We start from the raw sequence: 17,001 nt of genomic DNA, 5'->3' as shown, positions 1-17,001 counted from the left end.
TAGCCCTGGGCCGTTGGAAATAGCTTGTAGGGTGGGCAAAAACACTTTGGTTTTTTTGAGTATTCTAGATTATAGAACTTTGCCCACCCTACTATAGCCCTGGACTATAGTATTTCGATTTAATTTGGTAAAGGCAAAAGGCAAAAGGCAAGAGGCAAGAGGCAAGAGGCAAGAGGCAAGAGATAAGAGGTCATCTTGATTTGGTAAAGGCAAAAGGCAAGAGGCAAGAGGCAAGAGATAAGAGGTGATCAAGAAGCTTTGAGGGTGCTCAAAAACAGTTTGGTTTTTTGATTATTCCAGATGATAGCGTTTATCGCAGTTATGAGGTAAAGCTTTATTTGAGGCTGATTTCTTTAAACCCCTCTTGAATATTGCCTTTTGCCGTTAACATTCAGCAGTCAGCGGTCAGCAGTCAGCGGTCAGCTATAATGCCTAATGCTTAAAATAAACATCGAACAGGATAATTTAATCGAGATTTGACGGAATTGAAAGTTTGGGGATTTGCCCATCTAAGCATATGCTGATAGCTGATAGCTGATAGCTGATAGCTTGCCTTTTGCCTTAAAAGCATAAGATTTGTCCTCAAAGGTCGCTAAAAGTTGCTATATATAACTTTGCCCATCCTAATCTAATTGATATTTTTTTTACAGGCAAGTGCCTAAATATTAAGTTTTGTGGCTATATCAGTTTTCTATACCACTGGACATAGTATGTTAACGAATGGCTTAACAATCCAAAATTAGTTTGGGATTCAATGTCTGAAATTGCTAAAATCCCAGGAATACAGGGACTTTGGGAAAAAACAAAAGGGGACTCCCAAGTTGTTGTTGCAGTTCTAGATGGGGTTGTTGACCAGGCTCATCCTTGTTTTGATGGGGCTAGGCTAAAGCGGTTGCCAACGTTAGTTCAGGGAGAGGCACACCCGAGTGGGAGGATGTCGAGCCATGGGACTCATGTTGCCAGTCTGATTTTGGGTCAGCATGGTTCTCCCGTGCAGGGGATTGCCCCAAACTGCCAGGGGTTAGTCATACCTGTGTTCGCCGATGAAGGTCGCCGCCTCTCCCAACTGGATTTGTCTCGTGCCATTGAACAGGCCGTTAATGCCGGAGCGCATATTATCAATATCAGCGGCGGACAACTGACTGACTATGGCGAAGCAGAAGACTGGCTCCAACAGGCTGTCCGTCTGTGTCGAGACAATAATGTATTAATTGTGGCGGCTGCGGGCAATGACGGGTGTGAGTGTTTACACGTTCCCGCTGCCCTTCCGGCTGTCCTAGCAGTGGGAGCCACGGATGGCCAGGGACAACCCCTAGAACTGAGTAATTGGGGTCAAACCTATCAAAACCAAGGGATTCTGGCTCCGGGAGAGAATATTCTGGGAGCTAAACCCGGAGGTGGTACAGTCAGACTCAGTGGCACCAGCTTTGCCACCCCCATTGTCAGTGGAGTTGCGGCACTTTTGCTGAGTCTGCAACGGCAACGGGGTGAAGAACCTGACCCCCAAAAAGTTCGTACTGCTTTGCTAAAAACAGCCCTACCCTGTAACCTACCGGAAAACGATCAGCGTCCTCGTTGTTTGGTGGGTGAGGTTAATATTGCTGGGGCGTTTACTGATTTAACAGGAGAAACCATGTCTGAATCCGAAGAACTCTCAACCGTTGAAGCATCGGGCTGTGGCTGTGACGGAACACTAGAAACCAGCCCCCAAGTGGCACTAAATGCTGAGGTAACTTCAGCCGTTACTCCCACAGAAGCTAAACCTGCCGTTGCGGCCTCCTCAACTGAGACAGCGGTAGCCCCTGCCCAACCGACTGAGGTTGCTGTTATTGCTTCTGAACCTCACTCTACACAAGCCCCGGTCACCGCGACCTCTGTATCCACATCAAATCACCAGATCTCTGCAATGTCCAACACTACTGCAAATGCGATTACCCCCAGCCAGCCCGTTCAAGCCAGTGGTGGCGATATAATTTATGTGATCGGAACCCTCGGTTACGACTTTGGCAGCGAAGCACGGCGCGACTCCTTCAAACAGTTGATGCCACCTTATGAGATTGAAGGGACTCAGGTGCCAGCAAATCCCTATGATGCCCGTCAGATGGTGGACTATCTGGAGGCAAATCTGTCGGAAGCCAAGTCCTTAATTTGGACGCTGAATATGGAATTGACTCCGATTTACGCCCTCGAACCTTCGGGGTCCTTTGCCAGAGATGTCTATGCTGCATTTCAGGAATTGCTCTCTGGGGAAGTACAAGCAGAAGATTCTGAGGAATACATTGAACGGGTCAGTATCCCTGGACGGTTAACAGGAAGAACGGTAAAACTGTTCTCTGGGCAAGTTGTTCCAGTGGTTGAACCGGTAAGTCCTCGTGGCATCTACGGTTGGAAGGTCAATACCCTGGTTTCTTCTGCTTTGGAAGCGGTGCGGGGTCAACAGGCAGAGGCAGATGATAATCAAATGCGGAAAAGCCTCAGCAGTTTCCTCAACCGGGTTTACTATGATCTCCGTAACTTAGGACAAACCTCTCAAGACCGGGCGCTGAATTTTGCGGCAACAAACGCTTTCCAAGCAGCTCAAACGTTCTCTGAAGCAGTAGCAGCGGGAATGGAATTAGATAGTATTGTAGTTCAGCGCAGTCCTTTCTGTCGGATGGATAGTGATTGTTGGGATGTGCAGTTGAAATTCTTTGACCCAGAAAACAACCGTCGAGCTAAGAAAGTCTTCCGGTTTACCATTGATGTTAGTGATTTAATTCCTGTGACTTTAGGCGAAGTTCGCTCTTGGTCTTCTCCTTATTAAGGAGATATGAAATTGAGATAAGGAAATTTTTTGATTTCCTTATCTATAGTGGAGGGAATAGGGAATAGGGAACAGGGAGCAGGGAGCAGGGAGCAGGGGATAAGAATTGACGCAAACGGTATGTTGAACCTCCCCAACCTAAGAGGATGGGGATTCCCAGGCACAACCAACTAAGTGGCTGTTCTCTCCATGGGCGTAACTTTCCCCCGCACCGGAGGTAGCTGGATAGGGTTAATCCCCAGTTTTTCAAGACCCCGAATTTTTATGTTTACTGCACCATTGATATCTGCGTCGTCGTAGTGACCACAATTGGTGCATACAAACTTTTCTTTTTTTCTGTTTTCTTTACTCGTGTGGTGACATTTTGGGCACCTCTGAGATGTGTGCTTGGGATTTATTTTTACAACTGGAATGCCTGACTTTGCAGCCACAACTTCGATTTTTTTAACCAGTTCACCCCAAGCGGCATTAGATATTGCACGATTCAGTCCTTTTTTGGCTGATTGACCGTTGCGGTCATATTCACCATTGTTATTGGGTTTAGGCTTGCAGCGAGCCTTCATCCCTTTGACATTTAAGTCTTCAAAGACAAGAGCATCAGCTTCATTTACTATCTTTTTTGCTGTTTCCCAGTGATAGGCATTTCGTTTATCGGTTATACGATCGTAAAGAGATGCAACTCTAGAGTAGGCTTTTCTTCTGTTTTTAGAACCTTTCTTTTTCTTACTAGCAGATCTTTGCCTTATTTTTAGACGCCTTTCTCTACGCTTAAATGGCAACCCTTGAGCCTGGTTTGATACTATCTCACCATCAGAAATGCTAACAAGCTTCTTTATACCTAAGTCACACCCTTTGACTCGATCAGGGGAAATTTCCTCTTTAGTCTTTACTGGTGGAGTTGGTACCGTTTTATCTTCAATTTGGAGACTCACGAACCATCCACGAGCCTTGCGTCGGACAGTGACAGATTTTAAAACAAACCCTTCGGGGATAGGACGGGAATTATGAAAACCCATCCAGCCAATACCAGGCAAGTAAATCCGGTCGCCATCTAACTTGACCTGCCCAGGAGAATATTTGAAGCTTCTGAATCTAGATCTTCTTTTAGGCTTAGGATATCCCGTTTCTCCTTTGAAAAACTTAGAGAAAGCTACATCTAGTTGTCTCAATGTCTGTTGCAAGACAGTTGAATTGATAGCTTTGTACCAAGGTCTCTCTTTCTTTAGTATGGGAAGATTCGAACTTTGAGCTTCATAAGCGTTTCTTCTAGGATTATTTTTGTGGTTTTTCCAGGGATAGCCAATTGAATGCGACTTACTAACAGAACAAGTTAATGGACACACCTCTCCCTTACTTTTTAGATCGCAGTAGTTACCCAGTCTAGGGGCTTTCGCTTGATCATAAGAATCGATTCTGTCTCTAAGTAGGTAGTTGTACTGTGAGCGCAACATATCTAGCCAGTTAGACATCGTGGCTTCTTGTTGTCGGCTAGGTTTGAGTTTGTTGGTGTATCCAAGCTGCATGATTCGACCTTTTTATCCGTGCTATATTGATTATAGCTTTTAGAAATACTGATGTCAATAGCATGACCAAAAAAACTGGACGACCTCCAATACATGGAGAGGCTAAAAAAGCACGCACTGTTAGGACTACGGAAGCTGCTTGGAATGGCTTGAAAAACATGGCAAGTAAGGCTGGCTTGACTCTATCGGAGTATTTGGAAGCCTTGGGAAAAACTGGCTTATTGCCATAGGTATTGCTTGAGGGAAAAATTCATCCCCATCCTAAGAGGAGTGGGGTATTCTTTTTCCCTCAAACTCCCTTATTCGATAAAAATACTAATGCTAAGCTGAGATCTTACACCAGTACAAAGTTTAAAATTGATCGGTTTCTCGTGGTCCGCTAGCACCGCCTTGATTAAGGAATAAGTTACCGGTGGCATCGTTTTGATAGATACAGCGAATTTCTGGTGTACCTTCAAGCACACCAGTGAAACCAAAAGTATTCATCCTGTTTTTGCATTCCCGGACCTGTTCCGATGAGATCAGCCTCCTCTGTTCTAGAATTGACCAGTTATTCCGACGTAAAACACACCCAGGTCGCATCTTGGGCTGGGTTACATACACATTAAAGGGATTGAGAGTCACGAAAACTTGCATATCCGTCACCATCGCACTGGCACCATACTGAATACAAAGCTCTGGGTTTGGTGCGCTGCGGTCAATTACTTCACGGGAGGCAACGTTTTCTGGGTTGAGAGTTGCACCAGAGCTAAAAGCAATACCAACCCCAAGTCCCAAGACAAAAACCCCACCAAGAATCGCTAAGGTTGTGTAATTAATTTCAGGTATCCCATTAGAACTGTTGGATTCACGTTTCATTGGATTGAATTAACGTAATTAACGTGTAGAATTTTCTGGGTCAAGATTTCCTGGGAGTAGTTGCTACTTGCCCCCTTCTTTCAGTATGCCAGGTACGCCAAGATTAATCCGGAGATCGGGAGCTGGGGAGATGGGAAGGTGGGGAGATGGGGAGCTGGGGAGCTGGGGAGATGGGGAGCTGGGGAGCTGGGGAGATGGGGAGATGGGGAGATGGGAAACATTCACTTTATAGGGAAAGTAAATTGTTGTCTTACCCCGACTCCCGACTCCCGACTCCCGACTCCCGACTCCCGACTCCCGACTCCCGATCACCCATTGCTGCTTTCAACAATACATCTGCTCCAAATCGCACGGCATCGGTACAAGGTAGGCCAGTCTCTGTTTGTACCTGTTCAATGGCCGACCGGGCAGCTTGATCATCCAAGTGGCCAGTATTAAGTGCGATCGCAATCACTTTAACCTGACCAAATGCCCCACCAGCACTAGCAACGGTTTCGTAAAGCTCAATCACTTTGGGTAATGGGGGAATCGGCACATGGTCATGATTACGAACAGACTGCTGTCCGGCTCGATGCACCAATAGTAATCCCGTGGGCTGAGTTCCTCGAATTAGGGGTAGGGTAGCTGTGGAACCAGGATGCAATAGGGAACCCTGCCCTTCTACGATCAATAACTCGTGGTCATTACCATAGCGCAGTACCATTTGTTCCACAGCACCAGCCGCAAAGTCTACCCGAATCCCATCCAAGGGAATGCCATCCCCAGAAATCATAATTCCAGCTTGACCAGTGGCTAGAAACTTCGATGGTATACCCTGACGTTGGGCGCACAAATATAACTCCAGAGCTGCTGACATTTTGCCCACAGCCATATCGGTACCTACTGTCAAGATGCGCCGACAAGGTAGCGATCGCGCTTGAGCACTTGCTATTCCTAATCCCTTCGGTTCCCGACGAATATCCCAAATTACCTGACCGTCTTGCAGTAATTCCTGTAACTCTGGGTCAGATGCCATGGGAGTATGCAAACCATTGATAATCGATAACCCTGCTTCTACCCCCACTTTCACCTCCTGCCTCCAAGGCTCTGGTAATGCTCCCCCAGATGGCGCAATACCAATGGCTAGGATATCCGGTTGATAAGCTAGGGCAGCAGACACGGAATCTACAATCGGAACATTAACCTGAATTCCAGTTAATTTAGACAAAGATTTCCCAGCACACTGCTGGTCAATCACCACCACAATCTCAGTTGGGCAGTACCGTAACAGAGTCATTCCTGTTTTGCCTTTGGAACCAAAAATCCCTTCATGGAGTAGAATCGCAATACGCCGATTAGTGGTTAAATTCACGGCGTTTCACCCCCAGTCCTGGTAAATTATTCGGTATCAAATGCCCATTTTGTAGGGTTGCCCCTGTGAAGGGGTCATCTATTAGGTTTAAGTGACTGTCTAAATCTAGATAATCTGCCACTGGTGAGAGATGAGAAGCTGCTGTATTGGCCAGAGTACTGTCAGAATAGCAACCAAACATCACCTGCAACCCACAAGCTTTTGCGGTATGCACCATCCGTATTGCCTCAGTTAAACCACCGGATTTCATTAGTTTGATGTTAATACCATGGACACAGTTTGCCAACGGCGGAATATCTTGGCAAGTCTTGCAACTTTCATCCACAAAAATTGGTAAAGGGGATTGCTTATACAACTCGGGTAAATCAACCTCTTTTCCAGGAGCGAGGGGTTGTTCCACATGCCTCACCCCCTGACTCGCCAGCCAGTTACACATCTCTACCCCTTCCTCCAAACTCCAACCCCCATTGGCATCTACACTCAACTCGGCTTCTGGTGCCTCATCTCGGATGGCCAGCAGCATCTGTTGATCTGCAGCAATCCCCTCCGGGGAACCTAATTTAATTTTCAGTACATGAGCACCAGTCATGGGAATCCAGTCCTGCACCCGTTGCCTGGCCTTTTGTGGGTCACTAATGCCTACCGTAGCGGAAATTGGCACAATTCGGCGGCGGTTCAATCCCCACAGCCGCCAGAGGGGCAATCCCACCCGCTTCCCTAGCCAGTCATGTATTGCCAAATCAATGGAGGCCCAAGCCGCTGATGGCACCTGTACCTCCTCCAACACCCGTTCAATTTGTTGGTGTTCCCAAGGACTAAATGCCTCCAGCATCGGGATAACCACCTCTAGGGCTTCCAGGAGAATCTCAGTGGTTTGCTTATGGGGGGTGGGGGGCAGGAAACCCTCTGTGCCTGGATCTGACGAGCTACTGCTCAGCCTAGTTGCCTTTCCTAGGGAAAATGGAGACCCTTCGCCCCACGCTTCAATACCCTCCTGTTCTATCCTGACCCAGACATTGGTAGTTTCAGAGGTGGTGCCACGACTGATGGTTAAAGGGAAACGCTTATGTACCGTGAAGGTTTCAACGCCAATACGCATTGTTTATTTAGTATATGGTTATTTAGTTTAAGGTTGGAGGTTAGTTGGTTTAAGGTTGGAGGTTAGTTGGTTTAAGGTTGAAGGTTAGTTGGTTGAAGGTTGAAGGTTAGTTGGTTGAAGGTTGAAGGTTAGTTGGTTTTAAGGTTGAAAGTTAGTTGGTTGTTCGCCCTTGGCTTTCGGTGAATGGTAGGTTATTTGGTTCCCTGAGGCGTCCCTTGTAGGGTAGGATGTTCGCGTAGCGTGGCCTTTTGGCCAAGGTTATACTCTACTAGGACGATCGTGAGGAATAGGTTTGCCCGATCATCTGCCCCCTATAAGGTGTAACCTATAAGCTACAACCTATAACCCAACCTATAACCTTCAACCTGTAACCTTCAACCTGTAACCTCGGCCAAAAGGCCACGCTACGCGAACAACCTTCATATTTTAACTTATAGTTTGGTGATTATTCAGTAATTCAATGATTTCAATCAAGCCATGGAAAACCCTTAAATCAAAGTTGGTTTTTGACAATAAATGGTGTCGAGTCAGGCAAGATGAAGTGGAATTACCCAGTGGTGAAATTGTTGATGACTACTTCATTAATGTTAGACCGGATATTGTGCTGATATTGGCAATTACTTGCGATCGCAAAGTTGTTTTTGTTCGTCAATATCGCCATGGAGTGGGAAAAATTTTATTGGAACTCCCTGGGGGTGGTTTCAACTCAACGGTAGAAGATAGTATGAGCGCAGCTGCTAGGGAATTAGAAGAAGAGACTGGTTATGTTTCCGAGCAGATGGTTTCCTTAGCAACCTTATATGATAATCCGGTAAAAGATACCAATACAATTCATTTAATTATGGCGGAGAAAGCTCAACCATCGGGTATCCAAAATCTAGATATTACGGAAGAGGTTGAAATTGTTTTGGTACCTGTAGACGAGGTTATGAAAAAAATTGAACAAGGAGAAATTTGTGTTTCTGGAACAATTGCTGCTTTGTTTTTAGGCTTGAAGTTTTTGTCGTAAATTCTAAGCTGTCAGCTGTCAGCTGTCAGCCGTCAGCTGTTAGCTCAAAATATAGCAATCCGTGTAGGAATTGTGATAATTTTTGTTATAGCGCTGCACTTAGGGAATTGGGAATCGGGAATCGGGAATCGGGAATCGGGAAGAGTAGTTTTACTTTGACCCGGTAGGTGGAACGGGCATGTTGGTGGAAGGGGCATGTTGGTGGAACGGGCATGTTGCCGGAGCGGGCATCTTGCCCGTTTCATTTCCCAACCCCTACTCCCTATTCCCTTGGGTGCAGCCCTATCGAATCACGAATTACAAGCAACCCTAAGATTCTTCAGAGTCTTGTTCCATCGGCTTTCCTAAATCAAAAATAATAATAAATTTCGCTTCGGGCATCAGTCGTTTCAGAGCCCACAAGTGACCTTCCGCATCCGATCGGTTGCGGAACCGAGCCACAATCACTCGTTGCATTTTGGGCAATAACCGAACTATCACCCACGGATGAAGGCGTTCAGAATAGGACATAATTGGTGTATCTCCTTAGATGGGGACCAAGAGCCAGCCGGAGACCCGAGAAAATCTGTGGGCTGGCTCTTCCCGTGGACGTTTAACGACCACATTTTTATAATAACACAAAATAATCTTTTATTATAACATATTTTGAAAACTTTTGTAACAAATTTGTTTGGGAGTCGGGAGTCGGGAGTCGGGAGTCGGGAGTCGGGAGTCGGGAGTCGGGAATCGGCAATCGATGACTTTACAACCGAGATATAGCGGTTGTTACCCTAATGAGGTACACATAATTTTTGTGCTGTTCCCTGTTCCCTGTTCCCTAAAACCATAAACTTTGTACATCACCACATTGAAAACTAATAGAAAAACGCTATAGTGTTATTATCTCTTTGATTGATAAAGATGAAACTTTATTACGTCACCCTCAACACTACAGAAGAAGCCAGTAAAATTAGTAAAGCATTACTGGAACAAAAGCTAGCTGTTTGTACTAACTGGTTTCCGATTACTTGTGCTTACTCTTGGGAAGGTAAAATTGTAGAAGAACCAGAAACGCTGCTGATTATCAAAACCCAGTCTGGCTATCGAGAAGATATTGAACAAGTAATTGCTAAACACATTACTTATACCAATTTGATTGCAGAACTTTCTACTGAATCAGTCAACTCTGGTTTTATGGAATGGCTTAATAAAGAGGTTACTCTTAAAGGTTGATGTTATTATAATTATAATGAAAGGTGATAGCTGATAGCTTAACCTATCTAAAATTAATGGATAAAATTGTAATGGCGACTAAACTGATTGAATTAGAAGATGGCACGTTGGTAGAAGTAGAAGTACCAGGGAATCAAGTCGAACCTATCGCTGGTGGTTTTGCTGATAAAGTTAGTGCTACTTTCGATAAGATTCGACCGCTGTTGGTTAAGACGTGCAAGCCCATTGCTCAGACTTGGAAAGAGCTGAATAAGGAGATGGATATTGAGAAGGCTGAGGTAGAATTGGGGTTTAGTTTTGAAGGAGAAGGGAATTTATATATTACTAGGTCAGCGGCAAATGCTAACCTGAAAGTGAAACTGGTACTAAAACCCAAAGATTAATTGATTAATTAATAGCAATTCCTATAGGAATTGTGATAATTTTTGATACCCTACTCCCTATTCCCTACTCCCTGTTCCCTATTCCCTGTTCCCTTTGCTAAAGAATGACCCCAGAAGAACTACAGGAGTCGGTGGTTTTAATTACCAGTTGTGACCCTAAAATCACTGGTTTTGGCACTGGTTTTGTGATTCGCCAGGTTAGTGGCACCGCTTTCTTGTTGACTTGTGCTCATGTGGTGAAAGAGGTTGGTGGGCCAGAGAATGTCAAAGCTGATGGCATACCTGGCACGGTGATTGCTTCTGGGGAAGATCATGGATTGGATTTGGCAGTGTTGAGAGTAGATGGACTTTGGAATAAGCCAGAATTACACCGACAAGAAGGATTTGGTGAGAAGGGTAACTCTTTCCTAACTGCTGGCTTTCAATTATTTGCTAAAGACCATTTAATCCGACCACTGCACGGTACCCTAGGGGAGCAAGTGGGATGGTCGAAACAATCAGGGGAAAGAATTCAAAGTTGGGATTTGCACATTGTTGATGACTATGGGCTACAGCGTGGTTATAGTGGTTCGCCGGTGGTGGATGAAGCTAGTGGTGAGCTTTTGGGAGTAGTTAGCCATCGACAAGGGGATGGTAAAACTGGTTTAGCCATATCCATTGGTGCTCTTGATGGAATTTGGCGGGTTTTAGATGGTGATCAGCTTTATAAGGTATTAGTAAAGCTTGGTTACGAGGAGCAGGAACGCTTATTTTTTAGGTTAATCCGAACACAGTCTGTCGCGGCTTTTTTAATTCATGGCTATCCAGACTACGGACAACGTTGGTTATTGAATCGCTTAGTAGAAAAACATCTTCCTAATACTATTACTGGCAAAGTTATCAAAGTTAATTTAGCGAGAAAAGCCCGCAGAACTGATATCAAAACCCTTTGGCGTGAACTGGGTAATCAGGTTGGTTTGTGGGGAAAGGGAGTGTCAGTTAATGCTATTACTGAACGAGTTTATCGCTACTGGCAAACCCAGAATGTGCTACTGGTCTTCCATGATGTACATGTGATGCCAGAAGCCTATTTAGATCAACTGATTCGTGAGTTCTGGACACCTTTGGCAACTAACGCTCGCCAGGTTACCCCTAGTGCCAGTCGGTTCAAATTATTGATGTTTTTAGTAGACTACGAAGGCACTGTGGGGAATTTGGATGCTATATTTTCTGATAAAATAGACCGTACTCAACCCCAAATGCCAGTCAAATCTCCCAAGATTAATCAATTTGATGAAGATGAATTGATTGACTGGATGATGCGAGAATCTGAGGAATTACCGATCGAATTTACCCATGAGGTCGATGAAACTGTTAAAGTCGTTCTAGAAAACAGCGATAATGGCATTCCAGAGTATGTACTGGCAGAAATTTGCGATCGCTGTGGCGTTGATTGGTTTAATGACGTAAAGCAACGGTGGAGACTCTGAACAACCCAAAACCTGAATATACAGGTAATCCAGCACTACAACCGCAGCCTGGAGAACGAGACAGCAAGGGACAATTGTTGTATCCTTATTTACCTAGTCCAGAATTAATTGAAGCAGTCAATTTAGCGATCTACCTGGAACGCCCTTTGTTACTGAAAGGGGAACCGGGATGTGGGAAAACCCGCTTGGCTCATGCTGTGGCTTATGAGCTCAACTTGCCTTTGAGAGTCTGGGGTGTCAAATCTACTACTCGGGCAAAGGATGGTCTTTACATCTATGATACTGTGGCTCGTTTGCGGGATGCTCAGTTAGCGGCAACCGGCATGATTAAACCAGAGGATATCCCCCGTATTAGTAATCCCGAGACCTATGTACGTTGGGGCCCGTTAGGCAATGCGTTTCGGAGTGAAACCCTGACAATGGTGTTAATTGATGAAATTGATAAGGCGGATATTGATTTTCCTAACGACTTATTAATGGAACTTGATCAACGCCAATTTACTGTAGATGAAACCGGTGAGGAAGTAATAGCCAACCAAGCCCCAATTGTTTTTATTACCAGCAATGACGAGAAGGATTTACCCGATGCTTTCTTACGCCGCTGTTTATTTCATTATGTTGAGTTTCCTTATCACCAGTTAAGTGACATTCTTAATGCTCATTTTCCGAAATCACCGGAGATGCTAGTGAAGAAGGCTGTAAGTCGCTTTCAGGAATTGCGTCAGCAAATGGAAAAGCATAAAGGGAATACTGGTAAAAAGGTTAGTACTAGCGAATTAATTGATTGGTTCAAGGTACTGCGCCGCCATCCCACCGATGAAATTTTGGCACAATTGGATGGAAAACTCCCCTATCCTGGTGTATTGCTGAAAAGCGTCAATGACCATATGCGCTATCTAAACCCAAAAAGGCTATGAGGGTCAATGACTTACCCCTAATTGAGTTGTTTGAAAAACTGCAAGACGCTGGCTTACCCTTAGGAATCGGTGAGTATGAAGCCTTATTGCGGGCATTGCAGGCTGGTTTTGGGATTCCAGACCGGGAAGCGTTAGCGCGTTTGTGCTGTACGTTGTGGGTGAAGTCGCAAGAAGAAAAGCATATTTTTGATAAGTACTTTGACAAATTTATTAAAGAATTTATTCCAACTAGTATAGCTTTAGATAATTTAGATGATTTTAATACAACAGATGAAGGTGATTCACAGGAAAATAACTATTTACCAAGACTTAGTTATTGGTTTATAGGAGTAGGAGCAGGAGTAGTTATTATTGGAATTGGAATTATTATATCAAATATAATTCCTCTAATAAACCCTCAGCCAGAGAAACAAGAAGTAATTCAACCAAAAGAAACAAATCCAGTAACACCCCCAACTAACCCCAATGGAATAGCTATCAATAATGTTCAAAACAATACGAATAATAAAAACAATAGTAGTTGGCCAGTTATCCTAACTATAGGTGGAGGCTCGTTATTGACTCTCTGGGTATTTTGGCACATTATTAAATCTCGCAATCGCCCGCAAGAAACACTGTTTAAGCCAGTACTAATCATTCATGAAATAGATGAAGTACAAATAGCGAAAACAGTAAGGCAGAGTTCTCGTAAGACTAAGCCAGGGTTTAGCGATCGCATTCTGATCACTACAGGATACTGTCCCGTTACCCGTAGGCAAATGAAACAAAGCTGGCGTTACTTGCGCGGTCTGGTCAGGGAAGGGCCTCGGACAGAACTAGACATAGAAGCCACCGTTAACCAGATTGGACGGCAAGGTCTATTGCTAGAGCCTGTCTTTATCTCCCCTCGGGTCAATCGTACAGAGCTATTACTGTTAATCGACCAAGGTGGCTCAATGATACCGTTTCATCGACTATCCGATCGGCTAACAGAAACTGCCTTACAAGCTGGACGCTGGGGTAAAACCACTATCTACTATTTTCACAATTGTCCAGTGGATTACCTCTATCACGACCGTGATCAGCTTGAAGCAGAATCCATGACCATGATTCTCTCCCAGCTTCCTGTGCAGTGGACTGTAGTTTTGATGTTTAGCGATGGTGGTGCTGCTCGTGGTGGACTTAACCCTCAGCGCATTGAATTGACCAAAGCCTTTCTAGGACAACTCAAACAGCAGGTGCGTGCCATGGCTTGGCTTAATCCCATGCCGTGCAACCGTTGGACTGGCACCACCGCTGGTGAGATTAGAGCCTTGGTACCAATGTTTGAATTCAGTCGCGAAGGTTTACAAAATGCAATAAATGTTTTGCGGGTTCGATGAGTAAACTGAAGGTATTTTGATTATAGAGCAGTTTTCAATTGGGTTAGCTAGCAAAGGGAGTAGGGAGCAGGGAGCAGGGAGCAGGGAGCAGGGAGCAGGGAATAGGGAATAGGGAATAGGGAAACAATTCGGTGTAGCTTATAGCTATGATAAAGCCGTTGCTGAATTAAGGAATGAATGCCCGATTATCTGGTTTTATTAAAGCCCCCTAAATCCCCCAACTTTGCGGTGCGACCCAAGGGCGATTTACTCGCCCTTGGAGGCGCGCACCGGAAGGGACTTTAAGAGTTTTGTTCCCCCCAGAATTGGGGGGCTAGGGGGGAGAAACCATACCCAGAATCAGCAACCCCATGATAAACGCTATAACATGTTGATTTGAGATGTAAACATAGGATTCATAGAAAAAAGGAACAGGGAACAGTGTCAAGATATCCGAGGAGTTTTTGGTGTCATGATCAGTCAGCATTGGTTTTCATGATCTATTTAAAAACACTATATAGCGTTTCTCGTACTAATGAGCTATATTCAATTTTATTCTCCCTACTCCCTACTCCCTACTCCCTACTCCCTGTTCCCTGTTCCCTATTCCCTGTTCCCTTTGCTATCTAACATGAAACCATGAAAACTGACACTATCCAGCGACAGATTAAATCCTTTAAAAAACGCTTTGGAGAGGCACATCTTTTACTAGCTTGTCACGCTGCTTTACCATTAGCGATTACCCCTGACTTGTTGTATTGTATTTGGACAAACTTTCAGCAAGATGTCAAGGGGAGAGGGATAGATATTCCTTGGGTAGCTGTAACAGATTTACTGTTTTCTGGTCTTTGGGAAGAAGTGGGATTAGAAATCTATGAAATGGATGCAACTATCCGGGAGATGCTGCTGAATTATCTCAAAGATAATCACAATTTTGGTGAACAGCGTATTAAAGAGTTATCTGAATTTTTGTTAGTCTATATCCAGCCGCAACTAGAAAGCGATGACCCAGATATTCAGGAATTTGCTAAAGCTCAACGGTGGACAGCCCAGGCTTATCTTCGACCAAAAGCATCAGCCAAAGGATTAGGATTAGCCCTATCACGAGCATATCAGCACGACCGGGATGATTTAATCCGGATTGCTGCTGTGGTAGAAACCTTAAGCGAGCCCCTATCTAAGTTTAAGAAGCTGCTGATTTATGGTCGTGGTATGACCAGATTTGCTCGTGGTGATTTGGAGGGGGCAAAAGCTGAATTTGATAAAATTCGACGCTGGGGTAATCACGCTCATGTTGCTGGAGTTCGTTTACTACTCCCTAAGAATCAAGAATTGACTAGGGAAAAACCAAAATCCTTTAGAGTTTACTGGCGGACCTTGGGGATACTTATTCTAATTTCAGCTGGAACAGTTGGAACAGTGACCTGGGTTCCACTTACATCCCCTCCACCAGATTCTACCTCTATAAAAGTTAAGGATATGCCTGGCTGCTCAACCTCAGCTGTTCGTGGACTTGATCAACAACTCATCAATAGGCTAAATGTCGTAGCTCCCAATTCCCTGGTCAGTTTTGCAGATTTGAATGTAGATATGGGACCCGCTGTTTGGCCCTATCTTCAACTACCAGCTAAACAAGCACTTCAACAAGCTATTGATGAAAGAGGTAGATCATTATCTGTGAATAGTGCCTATCGCACTATTGCTCAGCAACTCGCCCTCTTTAACCATGCCCGTAATCAGCGTTGCGGGATTTCCAGAGACAGTGTTGCTCCTCCACCTAGAAGTAATCATCAGACTGGTATAGCTCTCGATATTAACGATGAGCAGGCTTGGAAACCCTTTCTAGAAAAGTATGGCTGGAAATGGTATGGACCAACAGACGCTCCACATTTCGACTATCGAGGAGGCAATACCATTTACATCGGAGCTGATTCTGTCCGTGCTTTCCAGCAACTCTGGAATCTGAACAATCCAACAGACCGAATTAAAGAGAATGGCATGTTCGATGCTGAAACTGAACTACGACTGAACAACTCTCCTGTTGATGGCTTCCCGAAGGAAAGCTGATGGTGGTTGACTTGGTTTCAAGGACTTATGTCATTGATATCTGGGCGTTCTTAATTGGACTGTACTTCATAACTATTAAAAATGCTATAGTAAACAGTTGGTCATTACTAGTAAACAGTAAACAGTTAAAAATGAAACATTTGTCTCGAATTTCCTTAACTATTGTTAGCTTATTCCTGTGTTTGCTCACTTTGAGCAGTTGCAGCAACAACTTTGATAACCCTGATCAACTAGAAGCGCAAGTATTAACCATTATCCGGAATAATCCAGAGGCTATTTTACAGTCGCTGCAAGCTTACCAGCAGGAAAAACAGCAAGAGCTAGCCCAATCCAGGCAAGCATTTTTGCAGCAAATGAGTACAGAGCCAGCATCGATAATTGGGAATTCTCCTACTACTGGTGTGGCGGAAAATAACATTGTGCTGTTGGAGTTTTCTGACTTTCAATGTCCATTTTGTGCCCAAGCTAACCAAAGCGTAAAGCAGTTTATGGACAAACATTCCGATCAGGTAACCTTAGTATATAAGCATTTGCCCCTAAGTCAGATTCATCCTGAAGCAATCCCCGCTGCTAAAGCAGCTTGGGCGGCTTTTCAGCAAGGGAAATTCTGGGAGTATGAAGATGCCCTGTTTGAGCAGCAAGATAACTTGGATGAAGATTTGTATGTGGCGATCGCCCAAAATCTTAATCTCGATCTAGAGCAATTTAATCGCGATCGCATCAGCGTTGGAGCGGAAGCTGCGATTAGGGACGATCTGAAATTAGCTCAGAGCTTGGCTCTTAAGGGTACTCCTTTCTTTATGTTAAACACAGAAGTACTTCAGGTTCCTCTCAACCTATCAGAAATGGAGAGTATTTTGGCACAGGTCAGATCATGATATAGTATAGCGTTTCTAGGACTCATGAGGTACACATAATTGTTTGACTATTGGCTCTTTCCTATTCTCTCTTACCTGCTCCCTGCTCCCTG

At 44.5% G+C, this 17,001-nt stretch carries 19 protein-coding genes; 11 read left to right on the top strand and 8 right to left on the bottom strand.

Going from position 1 to position 17,001, the window contains the following annotated elements:
- Positions 1-69: 69 nt before the first annotated feature.
- Entirely contained in the window at positions 70-252 is a 183-nt protein-coding gene (locus BJP34_RS43660) for a hypothetical protein (RefSeq protein WP_158517295.1), read from the bottom strand.
- Between the two features lie 502 nt (positions 253-754).
- Here BJP34_RS43660 and BJP34_RS18460 point away from each other — a divergent pair.
- The gene (locus BJP34_RS18460) at positions 755-2,803 is read left to right on the top strand and encodes a S8 family peptidase (RefSeq protein ID WP_070393609.1); all 2,049 of its coding nucleotides are present in this window, start codon (positions 755-757) and stop codon (positions 2,801-2,803) included.
- Here BJP34_RS18460 and BJP34_RS45680 read toward each other — a convergent pair.
- Both BJP34_RS45680 and BJP34_RS18455 read right to left on the bottom strand, forming a co-directional pair.
- Positions 2,800-2,967 carry a hypothetical protein gene (locus BJP34_RS45680; protein WP_168166474.1) on the bottom strand — a complete coding sequence of 56 codons (168 nt, stop codon included), beginning with the start codon at positions 2,965-2,967 and terminating at the stop codon, positions 2,800-2,802. The genes BJP34_RS18460 and BJP34_RS45680 overlap by 4 nt on opposite strands.
- 6 nt (positions 2,968-2,973) lie before the next feature.
- A complete protein-coding gene (locus BJP34_RS18455) occupies positions 2,974-4,326 on the bottom strand; it encodes an RNA-guided endonuclease InsQ/TnpB family protein (RefSeq protein WP_070393608.1) in 1,353 nt (450 codons plus the stop codon).
- 62 nt (positions 4,327-4,388) lie between these two features.
- Between BJP34_RS18455 and BJP34_RS45675 the strand changes: the two genes are divergently transcribed.
- Entirely contained in the window at positions 4,389-4,556 is a 168-nt protein-coding gene (locus tag BJP34_RS45675; protein ID WP_168166515.1) for a hypothetical protein, read from the top strand.
- Between the two features lie 121 nt (positions 4,557-4,677).
- Here BJP34_RS45675 and BJP34_RS18450 read toward each other — a convergent pair whose 3' ends face one another.
- The 3 genes from BJP34_RS18450 to BJP34_RS18440 form a co-directional block, all read right to left on the bottom strand.
- Complete coding sequence (locus tag BJP34_RS18450; protein ID WP_070393607.1) at positions 4,678-5,184, bottom strand: DUF3172 domain-containing protein; 507 nt, start codon at positions 5,182-5,184, stop codon at positions 4,678-4,680.
- A 250-nt stretch (positions 5,185-5,434) separates the two neighbouring features.
- The gene (locus tag BJP34_RS18445; RefSeq protein ID WP_070393606.1) at positions 5,435-6,535 is read right to left on the bottom strand and encodes a DUF1611 domain-containing protein; all 1,101 of its coding nucleotides are present in this window, start codon (positions 6,533-6,535) and stop codon (positions 5,435-5,437) included.
- Positions 6,519-7,634, bottom strand: a complete 1,116-nt coding sequence (locus tag BJP34_RS18440; RefSeq protein WP_070393605.1) for a dipeptide epimerase — start codon at positions 7,632-7,634, stop codon at positions 6,519-6,521. Before BJP34_RS18440 ends, BJP34_RS18445 begins: the two co-directional genes overlap by 17 nt.
- A 460-nt stretch (positions 7,635-8,094) precedes the next feature.
- On the opposite strand from BJP34_RS18440, the gene BJP34_RS18435 reads away from it, so the two are divergent.
- A complete protein-coding gene (locus BJP34_RS18435) occupies positions 8,095-8,643 on the top strand; it encodes an NUDIX hydrolase (protein WP_070393604.1) in 549 nt (182 codons plus the stop codon).
- An 85-nt stretch (positions 8,644-8,728) separates the two neighbouring features.
- Here BJP34_RS18435 and BJP34_RS49070 read toward each other — a convergent pair whose 3' ends face one another.
- Both BJP34_RS49070 and BJP34_RS18430 read right to left on the bottom strand, forming a co-directional pair.
- Positions 8,729-8,857 (bottom strand): hypothetical protein, encoded by a 129-nt coding sequence (locus tag BJP34_RS49070; protein WP_267876306.1) that lies wholly within the window; start codon positions 8,855-8,857, stop codon positions 8,729-8,731.
- Positions 8,858-8,952: 95 nt separating this feature from the next.
- Positions 8,953-9,153 (bottom strand): hypothetical protein, encoded by a 201-nt coding sequence (locus tag BJP34_RS18430; RefSeq protein WP_070393603.1) that lies wholly within the window; start codon positions 9,151-9,153, stop codon positions 8,953-8,955.
- Positions 9,154-9,313: 160 nt separating this feature from the next.
- On the opposite strand from BJP34_RS18430, the gene BJP34_RS43655 reads away from it, so the two are divergent.
- From BJP34_RS43655 to BJP34_RS18395, 8 genes are all read left to right on the top strand, one after another.
- Positions 9,314-9,472, top strand: coding sequence for a hypothetical protein (locus tag BJP34_RS43655; protein WP_158517294.1), 159 nt, complete (start codon positions 9,314-9,316; stop codon positions 9,470-9,472).
- Between the two features lie 71 nt (positions 9,473-9,543).
- Positions 9,544-9,855: a divalent-cation tolerance protein CutA gene (cutA, locus tag BJP34_RS18425; RefSeq protein ID WP_070393602.1), complete on the top strand. Its 312-nt coding sequence runs from the start codon at positions 9,544-9,546 to the stop codon at positions 9,853-9,855.
- 56 nt (positions 9,856-9,911) lie between these two features.
- Positions 9,912-10,238 (top strand): CU044_2847 family protein, encoded by a 327-nt coding sequence (locus tag BJP34_RS18420; RefSeq protein ID WP_229423925.1) that lies wholly within the window; start codon positions 9,912-9,914, stop codon positions 10,236-10,238.
- Between the two features lie 104 nt (positions 10,239-10,342).
- Positions 10,343-11,707 (top strand): trypsin-like peptidase domain-containing protein, encoded by a 1,365-nt coding sequence (locus BJP34_RS18415; RefSeq protein WP_070393601.1) that lies wholly within the window; start codon positions 10,343-10,345, stop codon positions 11,705-11,707.
- Positions 11,695-12,624 carry an AAA family ATPase gene (locus BJP34_RS18410; RefSeq protein WP_070393600.1) on the top strand — a complete coding sequence of 310 codons (930 nt, stop codon included), beginning with the start codon at positions 11,695-11,697 and terminating at the stop codon, positions 12,622-12,624. Before BJP34_RS18415 ends, BJP34_RS18410 begins: the two co-directional genes overlap by 13 nt.
- Positions 12,621-13,985, top strand: a complete 1,365-nt coding sequence (locus BJP34_RS18405; protein WP_070393599.1) for a hypothetical protein — start codon at positions 12,621-12,623, stop codon at positions 13,983-13,985. Before BJP34_RS18410 ends, BJP34_RS18405 begins: the two co-directional genes overlap by 4 nt.
- Before the next feature lie 618 nt (positions 13,986-14,603).
- Positions 14,604-16,031 (top strand): M15 family metallopeptidase, encoded by a 1,428-nt coding sequence (locus BJP34_RS18400; RefSeq protein WP_070393598.1) that lies wholly within the window; start codon positions 14,604-14,606, stop codon positions 16,029-16,031.
- 131 nt (positions 16,032-16,162) lie between these two features.
- The gene (locus BJP34_RS18395) at positions 16,163-16,909 is read left to right on the top strand and encodes a DsbA family protein (RefSeq protein WP_070396749.1); all 747 of its coding nucleotides are present in this window, start codon (positions 16,163-16,165) and stop codon (positions 16,907-16,909) included.
- Positions 16,910-17,001 lie beyond the last annotated feature (92 nt).

It is taken from the genome of Moorena producens PAL-8-15-08-1 (assembly GCF_001767235.1).
Classification (GTDB): Bacteria; Cyanobacteriota; Cyanobacteriia; order Cyanobacteriales; family Coleofasciculaceae; genus Moorena; species Moorena producens_A.
The sequence above is the reverse complement of the archived record's forward strand: the minus strand, read 5'-3'. Positions and strand labels throughout refer to the sequence as shown.

Excerpts from the sequence above, each read along its gene's own strand:
- BJP34_RS18460 (WP_070393609.1), top strand. The coding sequence starts at position 755 with ATGTCTGAAATTGCTAAAATCCCAGGAATACAGGGACTTTGGGAAAAA.
- BJP34_RS18455 (WP_070393608.1), bottom strand. The coding sequence starts at position 4,326 with ATGCAGCTTGGATACACCAACAAACTCAAACCTAGCCGACAACAAGAA.
- BJP34_RS45675 (WP_168166515.1), top strand. The coding sequence starts at position 4,389 with ATGACCAAAAAAACTGGACGACCTCCAATACATGGAGAGGCTAAAAAA.
- BJP34_RS18450 (WP_070393607.1), bottom strand. The coding sequence starts at position 5,184 with ATGAAACGTGAATCCAACAGTTCTAATGGGATACCTGAAATTAATTAC.
- BJP34_RS18440 (WP_070393605.1), bottom strand. The coding sequence starts at position 7,634 with ATGCGTATTGGCGTTGAAACCTTCACGGTACATAAGCGTTTCCCTTTA.
- BJP34_RS18435 (WP_070393604.1), top strand. The coding sequence starts at position 8,095 with ATGATTTCAATCAAGCCATGGAAAACCCTTAAATCAAAGTTGGTTTTT.
- BJP34_RS49070 (WP_267876306.1), bottom strand. The coding sequence starts at position 8,857 with ATGCCCGTTCCACCAACATGCCCCTTCCACCAACATGCCCGTTCCACC.
- BJP34_RS18430 (WP_070393603.1), bottom strand. The coding sequence starts at position 9,153 with ATGTCCTATTCTGAACGCCTTCATCCGTGGGTGATAGTTCGGTTATTG.
- cutA (WP_070393602.1), top strand. The coding sequence starts at position 9,544 with ATGAAACTTTATTACGTCACCCTCAACACTACAGAAGAAGCCAGTAAA.
- BJP34_RS18420 (WP_229423925.1), top strand. The coding sequence starts at position 9,912 with ATGGATAAAATTGTAATGGCGACTAAACTGATTGAATTAGAAGATGGC.
- BJP34_RS18415 (WP_070393601.1), top strand. The coding sequence starts at position 10,343 with ATGACCCCAGAAGAACTACAGGAGTCGGTGGTTTTAATTACCAGTTGT.
- BJP34_RS18405 (WP_070393599.1), top strand. The coding sequence starts at position 12,621 with ATGAGGGTCAATGACTTACCCCTAATTGAGTTGTTTGAAAAACTGCAA.
- BJP34_RS18400 (WP_070393598.1), top strand. The coding sequence starts at position 14,604 with ATGAAAACTGACACTATCCAGCGACAGATTAAATCCTTTAAAAAACGC.
- BJP34_RS18395 (WP_070396749.1), top strand. The coding sequence starts at position 16,163 with ATGAAACATTTGTCTCGAATTTCCTTAACTATTGTTAGCTTATTCCTG.